General features: G+C 49.0%; 7 protein-coding genes. 2 read left to right on the top strand and 5 right to left on the bottom strand.

Going from position 1 to position 12,087, the window contains the following annotated elements; translation table 11 throughout:
• Positions 1-1,389: 1,389 nt before the first annotated feature.
• The 4 genes from recQ to ACQSGY_RS04785 form a co-directional block, all read right to left on the bottom strand.
• Positions 1,390-3,270 (bottom strand): DNA helicase RecQ, encoded by a 1,881-nt coding sequence (gene recQ / locus ACQSGY_RS04800; protein WP_427050898.1) that lies wholly within the window; start codon positions 3,268-3,270, stop codon positions 1,390-1,392.
• 264 nt (positions 3,271-3,534) lie between these two features.
• Positions 3,535-4,425 carry a hypothetical protein gene (locus tag ACQSGY_RS04795; protein WP_427050897.1) on the bottom strand — a complete coding sequence of 297 codons (891 nt, stop codon included), beginning with the start codon at positions 4,423-4,425 and terminating at the stop codon, positions 3,535-3,537.
• Between the two features lie 185 nt (positions 4,426-4,610).
• Complete coding sequence (locus tag ACQSGY_RS04790) at positions 4,611-6,644, bottom strand: ABC transporter ATP-binding protein (RefSeq protein ID WP_427050896.1); 2,034 nt, start codon at positions 6,642-6,644, stop codon at positions 4,611-4,613.
• 56 nt (positions 6,645-6,700) lie between these two features.
• Positions 6,701-8,497, bottom strand: a complete 1,797-nt coding sequence (locus ACQSGY_RS04785; RefSeq protein WP_427050895.1) for an ABC transporter ATP-binding protein — start codon at positions 8,495-8,497, stop codon at positions 6,701-6,703.
• Positions 8,498-8,618: 121 nt separating this feature from the next.
• On the opposite strand from ACQSGY_RS04785, the gene ACQSGY_RS04780 reads away from it, so the two are divergent.
• Together ACQSGY_RS04780 and ACQSGY_RS04775 are read left to right on the top strand one after the other, a co-directional pair.
• Entirely contained in the window at positions 8,619-9,512 is an 894-nt protein-coding gene (locus ACQSGY_RS04780) for a helix-turn-helix domain-containing protein (RefSeq protein ID WP_427050894.1), read from the top strand.
• 30 nt (positions 9,513-9,542) lie between these two features.
• Positions 9,543-10,082, top strand: coding sequence for a DUF5412 family protein (locus tag ACQSGY_RS04775; RefSeq protein ID WP_427050893.1), 540 nt, complete (start codon positions 9,543-9,545; stop codon positions 10,080-10,082).
• 142 nt (positions 10,083-10,224) lie between these two features.
• Here the strand turns inward: ACQSGY_RS04775 and ACQSGY_RS04770 are convergent, their stop codons facing one another.
• Positions 10,225-11,331 carry a glycosyltransferase gene (locus ACQSGY_RS04770; protein WP_427050892.1) on the bottom strand — a complete coding sequence of 369 codons (1,107 nt, stop codon included), beginning with the start codon at positions 11,329-11,331 and terminating at the stop codon, positions 10,225-10,227.
• Between the last annotated feature and the right edge of the window lie 756 nt (positions 11,332-12,087).

Here is a 12,087-nt window from a genome sequence, read left to right as displayed (position 1 = left end):
CAAATTCACACCAGCACGCGCATCACGCACCAGCGCACTCGCATAACAAGTTAACCTTATGCTATAACCGTCCACGTCTCATAAACAAATCCCTAATTTGTCTTTCAAAGAGTGGACACATCTTTTAAAAACACATACCACTCTCCGCCCGACCAAAACCACAATATATAGATTACCATCCATCAAAGTCACTATATACTGTGCCAACATTCGTTAGCAACCTTTTACGTCCATGTCCACCCTTTGAAAGACAATCTCACCCACTTTGTCTACTCCATAGAGACATATTTAATGAGATACATATCCTGATTTTGATCCCGTTTCTGTTTTTTTCTGGTCCTGGTTCTTATTGTGCTCCTTATGTTGCTCACTTGTGTTGCTTCTTGTCTTGTTGGCATCTTGTTCTACTTCTTTATCTGCTTATGATCTAGTTCTGTTCTTGGTTCTGGTTCTGGTTCTAGCTCTACTTCTTGTGCTTCTACTTCCGCTAGTTGTGCTTCCGATTCTAATTCTCATTATTTCTGCATCTAATCTAGTTCTATTCTGTTTCTGTTCACGTTTTTGCTTCTGATCTATATAGGTTGAACTAAACAATGTACACAATCCACTCCGATACGCTCATCAATGCAGGCACATTAGCAAATATCACCCATCGCTCATCGCTAGTGCAAATCTGCCATCCTCTACTGCTACTACTACGAGCGCTAACGATCAGGAGAAGCCTTATTTCGGCATATTCGGGCTTTGGAAAATTCTAACGATCCCAAGAAACGCTATTCTGCTGAAATCAGCTTGATCAGGCTCATTTTTCAGGATTATGAATGAAATAAGCTTCCTGGAGATCGTTAGATTTCAAATGTCGCCAATTTAGGGCAAATAAGCTCTATGGGGATCGTTAGCATTCTATTTTCGAATTGAGCAGCCTGCCAAGGCTGGTTTCTTGCCCCATTACAGCGCTCATTGACGATCATGAACCGTTAAGCGGCATAATGTCGTTTCTTTGGCTCAATTTAAATTGTTTCTGTTTCTGTCCATATCTCTGTCTGTATCTAATTTCCCTTTCCTAAACTGTAGCCTTTTATCTTGGACGTGTCTTGAAATCTACTGAAGTGCATCTTTTACCGCTTTTCGCCCCCTACTGCGTCACTTTCCCTTGACGTGCCCCGGCACGCCTGCGGAAAACTTCCTGGCTTGGAACGAAAATTCAGCAAAATCTGCCGCCTTCAGAGTTTTCAGACATGCCCTAGTCTTTAGGTTTAATATTTAGGTTTAGTCTTCAGGTTCAGTCTTTAGTCTGCGATCACAGATCAGATATCACTTGTCATTTTTCCTCATCACTCATCACTCATCACATATCACGTATCACGTATCACGTATCACTATCATATATCACTCATATTCATAAAAAGCATCGTCGTCTGTGTCCACTTCTTCACCCGATTGCTTCTGGAAGAATTCTAGGAACGGAAGGCCGTACTTGCGGTACTTAACCTCACCGACCCCTTTGATACTCAGCATGTCACGTTCCGTCTGCGGGCATACCACACTCATCTCGCGCAGGGTGGCATCATTGAAGATGATGTAGGACGGCACATGCTCTTTCGCTGCCAAGTCGCGCCGGATCAGGCGCAATTGTTCAAACACCGTTTCGTTCACGGCCGAAGGCATCGCATCACGTCCACGGCGTCCGCCGTAGTTCGTACCAGAAGCTGTAGCTGCTGTTTTGCGTACGACACGCTGCATGACTTCGCGTTGACCCTTCAGTACTTCCACCGCCAGCGGCTGCAAACGCACTACCGGATATTGCCCCTCGGACAACATCAAATAACCTTCGGATACCATAACGTTGATGATCTCTGCAATTTCACGCTCCGTGCGGTTGCCCATGACCCCATACGTTGGCAAGGAATCGAAGCCGTAGTCCAGCACTTTTTTGGCACGAGAGCCTTTAAGCACCGAGGCCACCAGCGATACCCCATAGCGTTCACGCATGCGGTGGATGCAGCTGAATATTTTTTGCGCATCGATGGTCATATCCACCAGCTCACGGTCGTCTGTGCAAGAACTGCAAATGCCGCACGGCTTGTCCTCGTGCACCTCACCGAAGTAATCCAGCTGTGCACTGCGCAGACAACGGGTCGTATAACAGTAATCGACCATCTGCTGCAGCTTGCGGTAATCGTTGGCTTTGCGGTCGCCCTCCATCGGGTTCTGCTCAATCAGAAACTTCTGGGTAATAATATCCTGCGCGCCGAACAGCAAAATGCACTGACTCGGCTCGCCGTCCCGTCCCGCACGCCCGGCTTCCTGAACGTATGCCTCCATGTTTTTCGGCATGTTGTAGTGAAGCACGTAACGCACGTTGGACTTGTCGATCCCCATTCCGAATGCATTGGTCGCAACCATGACCCGGATATCATCGTACAAAAACTGTTCCTGGCTCTGGGCCCGTTCATCGTCCGTCATGCCTGCATGATAGCGCCCTGCCGGCAAACCTGCCTGCAGCAGACGCTGATGCAGATCGTCCACGTCCTTACGGGTCGCGGCGTATACAATACCTGGCTCGCTGGCATGCTCGCGCGCGTAGTTCAAAACAAAATCCTTTTTGCTCTCGCCGCGCAGCACGCTGAACGCGAGATTATCCCGCCCAAGTCCGGTCACATACGTCTGCGGGTCCTGCAGTCGCAGCAGCCGCAGAATGTCACCCATGACCTCGGGCGTCGCCGTCGCCGTAAAGGCCGCAACCACCGGCCGCTCCGGCAAACTGTCCACAAACGGCGCTACCGCCAGGTAGCTTGTCCGAAAATCATGGCCCCACTGTGACACACAGTGGGCCTCATCCACAGCAACGCAGGAGATGGGCAGCTGCCCCATCTCATCGCGGAACCAATCCAGCTCCAGTCGCTCCGGCGCGACATAGAGCAGCTTCAGCTCACCGCGCTGCGCCGCGCGGATGCGCTCATTCACTTCTCTGCCGCTTAACGTACTATTAATATAAGCGGCGGCAATGCCCGCGGTCGTCAGCGCATCGACCTGGTCCTTCATCAACGAAATTAACGGGGAGACAACCAGTGTCAGCCCCGGATATAACAAAGCGGGAATCTGGTAACAGATCGACTTCCCGCCCCCGGTTGGCATAATGCCCAGCGTATCCTCATATTCGAGCAGGCTGGAGACGATCTTTTTTTGACCCTCGCGAAAGTCGGGGTATCCATAATATTTTTGCAGAAGACCCTGCGCTTCTTCTAAAGAAGGGATTTGCACACTCATGTAAAGACTCCTTACTTGTCACCGGTGTTCCTGCACCAGCTTGGTTCTATCCGATTCTGACATGCGAACACGACATGCTCACCGCATCCTTGACAACAAAATGGCGTTCTCATGACTTGTCCGTCAAGCAAAACGCCGCTCCCTTTAGTTTAACGGGCCAGCCCCGAATGAGCAACCGCGTTTTCCACCAAAACGTCCGAAGCTTATCCGATCAGGCAAAACAACCGTTCATCCCATTCAGGATAAACGGCTGCTTTCCGTTTTTTAGATTGGCATCATGTACCGACTGTACCTGACATCAAGCTCGGATAACTTCGCTTTCTTTCCGTTCTTGCCTTTCTTCGCTTGTGTATATTCTAAAAACGATGTGCTTTCCCCCTCTGCACCCAGCCATTGCACACCAATGATAAAACCCTGCTGTGAACGGGCAGCAAAGGTAAATGAGAACATATCCGGTGTAATGCTTCCCCCGTCATCAACACGCCAGGCACTATTGTCACTGAACTTCGCAGGGTAGTCCTTAAATACCCATCCATCGGATGTTAATACAGCCAGGCTTGCTAACATGTCTTTCCCTTTTGGTTTGTACTCAACTAAATATACATTTCCGATTTCCTTAATATTTTGTAAAGGGTAAAGATTTTTTACCGCACGATTTTTCAGCTTGGTGATCTCTGACTTCATCTTTGAAGTTGGCTTTTTCTTGTTCATCGAAGTTAATTCAAGCAACATACGATCTGTCAGGGCAGAATCCTTTACTATAAAATAAGTTTCATTAGACTCCGCCTTGCCCCCAATGACCTCATAAATTAAACCACCCAGCTGATCAAAATTATAGGCTGTCTGTCTCCCGTTATTTTCGTCTGTTTCTTTTTGTTTGCCCTTTAATTTGATCAGGAGTCGCTGTCCATTGTGCCCAACGGCAACGTTGAACTGTGACCAATTCAATTCCTGCTCCTGCGGGTAATCCACCAACAGCTTCGTTCCCTCCAGATTGGCAAAACCAAATGTCCCTTGTTTTAGGGCTGATTTGTTGAAAAATGTTGGCGTCTCGCTAACAGATTCAGCAGCACTAACTCCTTGTATAAGATTCGTTAACAACAACAAAGCTGCGATGAACACTGAGATGTACTTGATGAATGGTTTCTTTTTCATATTTATCCTCCATTTCTTGAAGATATTCATTAGCTTAACGATGCTGAAAGATAAAAAGTTTCCGTTTGCAGCAAGTTCTTATAACTTTTGCGTCAAGCAAAACAACCGTTTGCCCGATTCAGGACTAACGGTTGCTTGTTGTTAATTATTATATGACACGGAGGCAACACATTTTCTATATTCCTTCATTCTGCGGCAGCCGCACCGTTGACGTTCATTCGATAGTACAAACCTTTCTGCTGCATCAGCTGTTCATGTGTACCATCCTCGGCGATCCGCCCCTCTTCCATCACCAGAATGCGGGAGCACTGACGGGCAATATCCATGCGGTGAGTCACCAGCAGACCTGTTTTTTCTTGCACGAAACGGCGAAGCTGCTGCATGACTTGCTGCTCTGTCTGATTATCCAGTGATGATGTCGGTTCGTCCAGAATATATATATCTGAGTTTCTCAGCAGCAGCCGGGCAAGTGACAAGCGTTGGCGCTGTCCCCCCGACAGGTTCGCTCCCTTTTCTTGCAGCATCGCATCGTACTGTCCCTCCTGGGATTCAATAAATGCATGCAATCCCGCCCGTTCTGCTGCAAGTCTCACCTCATTTAATCCAGCCTTGCCGCCCAGTCGAATATTTTCTTCAATCGTACCTGTAAAAAAAGCCGGCGTCTGTGGCATATACGTCAGGCGGGATGAATTATCCCTCCTCACGATCTGCTCCATGTCCTCGCTGCCAAGCATCACTCGTCCAACCGCTGGCTTAATCAGCCCCGCACATACTTGACACAAGGTTGATTTGCCTGATCCACTGGCTCCCACCAGCGCCACCAGTTCACCCGGAACCAGGTCCAGTGTAATTTGATCCAGAATGGTCCGGCCACTGCTCTCATCACATACCGTTACCTGCTGAAGTGTAAGGATGGACGGATTATTGGCTAGCGTGCTTCCAGGTTGTGCGTTTTCTTGTTCTGGATTAGCCGCTTCTGCTCCCATTCGCTGGTTCAGGTTCAACCATGTCAGAATCCGCGCAAATGCCCCCATGCTCGCCTGCATCTGGCTCCACTGGCTGGATAGGCCTAGCACAGGCCAGACTACAAGCTCGAATAGCAGGCTGCTTGCAACGACCATACCTGGGGACAAAGCACCCCTAGCCGCTGCTAATGCGATCAGGAATAACGCTGCCAGCTGCGCCAGCCCGAATATAGCCATCGCCACATTATCTGACATGCTCAGAGTCATTTGAAGCTTCGCTTGAACACGATTCAGTGATTGCTGCTGCGTACGAAAGCGTCCAAGAAACCAGGGCGAAGCAGCGTAAGCCTGAATCACAGGAATTCCATCCATGTATTGCTGAATCTGCTGCTGTGACTCCCCCTCCAATGATTCCACTTCATCTGACAAACATACAATTCGCTGATCGTACAATCTGGCCGTAAACCAGATTACAGCCGCACTGACAATCGCAATCCCGGCGACCCATGCATCAGCACGGTACAAATATCCGAGCGACAGCGCGATAATAAATATGACTGTAACCCCTTCGGCAAGTGCTTCCACAACTTCTGCACCATGCCTGGTATCTTCCTTGATTCGCAGCAGTACGTCCCCGGACTTCTGTCTGCGTACCCAGGCGTAGGGCATCCGGTTTAACAGCTGGAGCAGGCTCATCGACATGTCTCTGTGCATCGATTCCTTGAGCCGTACCAGCACATAACGATGCATCCCCAGCAGTACAATAAATCCAATCAGCACCGCAACAAAAGTTACTGCTGTTTCATTCAGCTTCTCCTGTCCCCCATCATGAATGGCATCCACGAAAAATCCCTGTACAAAAGCAAGTCCCCAGTCAAACACAGCATCCGCTGCCATAAAAAGAATCATGATGATGACTGCCCATTTGTATGGCTTCATAAAGCGCGCAATAACTGGCCATACCTTTCGTAAAGACACCGGTTCAACCTTAATCTCTGCCTGGTCTTCTCCCAGGTGGTCATGCTCTCCGTCTTCGATCTTCTCACGATCTTCTGATATCAACACTTTGACGTGCTGTTTATCTGCTGGCTCTTGTTGTACTTCTTTCGGTAATTCTTGCGGTACTCCTTGTTGAACTTTTTGTTGAGCTTCTCGTTGTGCTGATTGTTGAGTTTCTGGCACATCTTGTTGTTCATCTGTTTCAGCTACATGGATCTGGTCAGCTTCTGGTTTATCTTTATATTGTCGTGCCATGTCGTCCTCCAGTTTCTCTTCCGCTTACTCTCTTCCCGTCTCGCTACTTCCGAAATCTATATCACCTTGTCCTCCTGCTCCATAATACAGGCATGGTAACCATTCGTACGTTCAAGCAGTTCAAGATGAGTACCGATATCAACAATCTGTCCATCCTGCATACAGATCACCTGATCCGCGCGCTCAAGCAAAGACAGTCGATGGGTAACCGCGATAATCGTTGTTCCATGCTCCGCAGCTAATCCGCTAAACAACAGATTCAACTGCTGCTCATGCCACGGGTCTTGTGATGAGGTTGGTTCATCCAGCAGCAGGATTTCAGGTTTGCGCAGCACTGCTCTGGCAAGGCTGATCCGCTGGAGCTCTCCGCCGGACATAGGACCACCTTGTGGCTGAAGCTGCGTCTCGTATCCGCCTGCCTGGCGCAAAATGGCTTTGTGCACATGAGTCATATGAGCGGCAAGCTGTACTTCTTCGGTAGATAACCCTTCCGCTCCAAATACGAGATTTTCCTCTACGGTCCCTAAGAATACAAAGGCTTGTTGAGGAACATAAATCGGCTTTGTATCTGTGTTTTGCTTTTCGGGCAAAAGGTCGGAATCGTCCCGCTCCTTCAAACCACTCACATGCCCAAACTCAATGGAGCCGCTCTCAGGCTCATATACTCCGGCGATCATCTTCAATAATGTGGTCTTTCCGCAGCCACTTGGCCCGGTAATGACCGTTAATTCACCTTTTGCCGCTGTAAAAGAAATATTAGATAACACTTCTTCCTGCTCTGAATATCTGTAGGACACCTGTTCTACACGGACACTCCCCTTCTTCAACATGTGCTGCGGCGAAGCAGCAGCTGGTTTCTTTTTTACCAAATCCAATATTTCAAACATACGGGCTGCATGGGACGCTGAGCCGATGACCTGGTTCCATAATCCCGACAATGCTTCGATCGGACGTGTCAGCTGGCTGCTTGCCACCAGAAAAGCCGCAAGGCCCCCCACATCCATCTGCCCCTGCAGCACCTGCATGCCACCAAGATACAGAATGAGGATCATCCCGCCATAGGTGGAAACCCGCCCGGCTGCCTCCGACAAACGCTGTATCACAGATACCGACATCGCCTGTTTGAATACCCGATGCATTCGTTGCTGAAAAAGCTGCTGTACATAACCTGCAAGTCCATAGCTGCGGATCTCCACAGGGGCATGAATCACATCCGTCAGCAGCTCATCTCGCGATGCCTCGCTTGCATGCATCTGGTCATGCTCGCGCTGCAGTTTTTTCCCCAGCCCTACGGTCACTAGAGGGTAGATTAACGTAAATGCAATAATCGCTAACGTCAGCGGCAGGTTCACCCAGCTGAAATAAGCAAAAGAGAGAAGCAATTGAATGATGTTTTTGGCAAGTTCAATCCCGTGCTGATTAATGCCCTTCTGTGCCTCTGCTGCCGAAGTCCACACTCTGGAGGTGAGATCCCCGGTATGATACTTCGCCAGCTCTTGTGTGTTTGTCTGCCCAAGGGAGTGCAGCAGCCTGGATTGAATAGATACTTGTGTTTTTTGCTGAAATGCCGTCTCGGTCCACGTCGTGAATACGGTTACAACGATACGGAGCACCACAATGGATACACCGATCAACAGCCCAGAATAGATGAGAGAAAACTGGGACTCGGAAGCCCCTTTAACTAATCTGCGGATCGATTCGAGATAACCTACTTCCACCAGTGAAGCGACCAAGGCAGCGATTAGTAGCGGGAGGACAAACCATCGATAGGTTCCGGTCAAGGACCATAACCGTATTAGTATTTTGATAGGACGATACGTTTTGGGTTCTGATATGCTTTGCTCGACTAACATGCTTGATGACTCCAATCTTGTCGTTAAATTAAATACTTGGTTATGATATCATCAGTGATAAGGAAAAAATGAACATTTCTTGCTGTACTCATTAAATCAGGACAATACAAGGAGATTAGCTATGCAACAAGATCTGCTGCAGACATTAGATACGTTGTTTGACTATATCGAGGAGCATATCCACGAAAAATTAACACTTGATCACCTGGCATCCGTGACCCATATCTCCAAGTTCCATCTGCATCGCATGTTTAAACATGCCAGCGGACAGCTGCCGGGGGAATACATTCGCTCCCGCAAATTAGCCCGCAGTCTGGAGCAATTGGTGGATCTGAATTGGAAAATCATCGATATTAGCGGGCATTATTCTTTTGAACATGAGCAGTCCTATATTCGGGCTTTCAAGCAGGCGTTCGGTATTACACCTCTGCAGTATCGTAAACAAGGTGCGGGGGATCTACAATTCACTGCCCGTATGACCTCATCCATGATTACGCTGCTTCCATATGGGTATATTTTCAAGCCTGTATATGTACGCAAACCTGCAATGAAGCTGATCGGTGTGCAATCCCGCATTCGATATGTGGACAACGAGGAAACGTATGAAGCCAATTCGGCGGGCAACCATTTTTATGAAGAATATGCTGACAGGATTCCCAACGTGCTGTACCCGAACGTATACATCGGACTTACGAATGAAATCAAGGATCATCACAGTACATATCAGCCATCGATCGAAGTAACCAGCCTGGAACAGATCCCGGAGGGGCTAAACGGTATAGAAGTACCTGCCAATCAATATGCGGTGTTCAAGTTTGTATGTGACTTCCACCCGAGTTTGATCAACATTGATCATCTGGATAGTGTGTGGACGTTTATCGATGAATACTGGCAGAGCCATTCAGGATACGTCAAGAGTGATGCTTATTATTTTGAACGAATCGATGGCAGTCTGGCAGAGGAGCATTACGGCGAACTCGACATCTATATCCCTGCGAAACAAGCTGTGCTCTGAACAAAGCTCCAAAATGGAAGGTGCAATGTTATGACTAAAAATATGAACGAAAGGTCGGATTTATCTCCTATGACCACCCGTAAATCCTGGATACGCAGGCATCCCCTCGCATCGGTAGGGATCGCAATGTTAGTGGTGCCTGCGCTTGCTTTAACGCTTTTCTTCACACTTCGTCCTTATCTCTCTACCTTTGATCGGTCTGGTGAAGGTGATCTGAGCTACTCAATGCCTTCACGAAACGGGGAGTATATTGCTGAGCTATACGGGGTTCCCTATGGCGGCGCGGCAGGTGGAGTAACGATCTGGGTTGACGTGAGGAAAACAGGGGATGCGGACACTACTAGTGCTAAAAGTATATATCGTACGGAGTTTCACGGAAACAATCACCTCGAATGGGAGAATGATCACACCCTGCGGATCGAGAACTGGAGCAAGTACACCAACGAAACGGTTACATTAAATATTGATGAAGAAATCTATGATGGCCGGGGCTGGGCCTGCAAAAGCTGGCGCACAACGGGTCAGTACGTGCGATGCCTCACACCTGAAAATGTGAAGACATTGAAATAATTCGATCGTTTACACCTCTTGCAACCAAAGCTATTTATTTGTGAAAAAATAAAACCAGCCCCGTTTACCGATTCTCTCGGTTGAACGGGGTTGATTTTATGTCTGGCCTCATATTCGGAATCAGGAATACGGTGGCTTAACTCTATAGCTCCTGTTCTTTCCTCTGCTTGCGGATCACAGCTTCAAGCTTCTGGCGATTGTCCAGCAGCCCCGGATCATTCGGCAGGTATTCACGCGCTTTGCTGTTGTGGCGCAGCGACTGCTCCCAGTTGCCCAGATGCGCATAACAGATCGAGAGCCGGGCATGCGGCAGCCAGGTCCGGCAGGCCGCCGGTACGGGGCGCAGACCCGGATCGCGGCTGCTCACATCCACCGCCTGCATGTACCAGTAGATGGCGGAGATCACTTCCTGCCGTTCATGGAAGCAGGAGGCAATCGCGCAGCAGAAATCGGCATGCGGCAGGTCGAACCGGAACGACTGCAGCAGTGCGCCCAGCTTGCGGCCCGGCTCGCCAAGCCGCTCATAACATTCCGCCAGCCTTGCGCAGGCAATGAGCCGGTCCTCGCGGTAACCGCTGGGCTGCTCCAGCAGCTTCGCGTAACCGCGTGCCGCCGCCGCATAGCGCTGGCGGTCATAACATTCGCCTGCATAATAAAATAGCAGGCGTCCCTGGGCTATGCCCTCTTCGGCGATCCATTTGCGCAGGATGCGCACATTTCGCGCCGAATGGTTCCCCGCCTCGCGGCGATGTGTGACGGCAATATCTGCCGTAATGACCTCGCCTTGCGGGAAGCGCAGCTGCTCGTGCAGCCGGCCATGCCAGCGGCACCCGGCATCCCGCTTGACCAGGCGAAGCCGGCGGTCCGCCACCAGCGGACTTCCCTCCGGCCCCTCGGCCAGCGTATAACCCATAATCACACCCGCCGTCTTACCTCCGGACGGCAGCTGCTCCTTTAACGCCGCAAGCTTCGCCCGTTCCGCGGGCAGCAGCACATCATCCGCATCGAGCCACAGGATATACTCCTGGGTGGCTCTAGCGAATGACTCATTCCGCGCCGCGGCAAAGTCCTCGTTCCACGCATACGTGTATACCCGGTCAGTGTACGTCGCGGCAATCTCCATCGTTCGATCCGACGAACCCGTATCCAGAACGATGATCTCATCTGCAATGCCAGCTGCCGAATCCAGACATCGCGCCAGTGTGCGTTCCTCGTTCTTCACAATCATACATAAACTGATGGTGATCACGTATCAAGCCCTCCCTGCAGCGGCTAACGATTCCAGATGACGCTATTTCATACATTTCAGGCATTTTAAAAATGTAACGATTCTGAGAAACGCTATTCTCTCATTTCATGTGTAAATTCAGGACATTTTGCCTGATTTTCATGAAATAGCGTCACTAGGAATCGTTACAATTTTCAACCATGCAAAATGGCACAAATAAGGTGTCTGGGAATCGTTAAAATGCAATTACTCTCGTAGTCCCTTAGTCTCCCGCTTACTTACCTGCCAATTCCTTCACTTACTCTTTTACTCTATTGTATGCTCATTAAACTCCCATACTCATCTGCGCTCTTTCTCTCTTTCTCTCGTACTCCTTTTCTTCTTGATCACTTGCCTATACTAGCTCCCATTCATTTTTGCTCTTCCGTTTACTCACATTGATCACTAACTCCTTCACTTACTCCCTTACTCTATTGTATGCTCATTAAACTCCCATACTCATCTGCGCTCTTTTTCTCTTTCTCTCGTACTCCTTTTCTTCTTGATCACTTGCCCATACTAGCTCCCATTCATTTTTGCTCTTCCGTTTACTCACATTGATCACTAACTCCTTCACTTACTCCCTTACTCTCTTGTATGCTCACTACCTTTCATTCTCTTCTGCTCTCTTTCACTCGTGCTCTTTTTCTTCTTACTCGCCTGCTCACGCTTGGCTTCCATTCATTCTTGCTCTTCCGGTTTACTTACTTACTTACTTACTTACTTACTTACTTACTT

This window comes from Paenibacillus sp. TC-CSREp1, assembly GCF_050171015.1.
Classification (GTDB): Bacteria; Bacillota; Bacilli; order Paenibacillales; family Paenibacillaceae; genus Paenibacillus; species Paenibacillus silvae.
The sequence above is the reverse complement of the archived record's forward strand: the minus strand, read 5'-3'. Positions and strand labels throughout refer to the sequence as shown.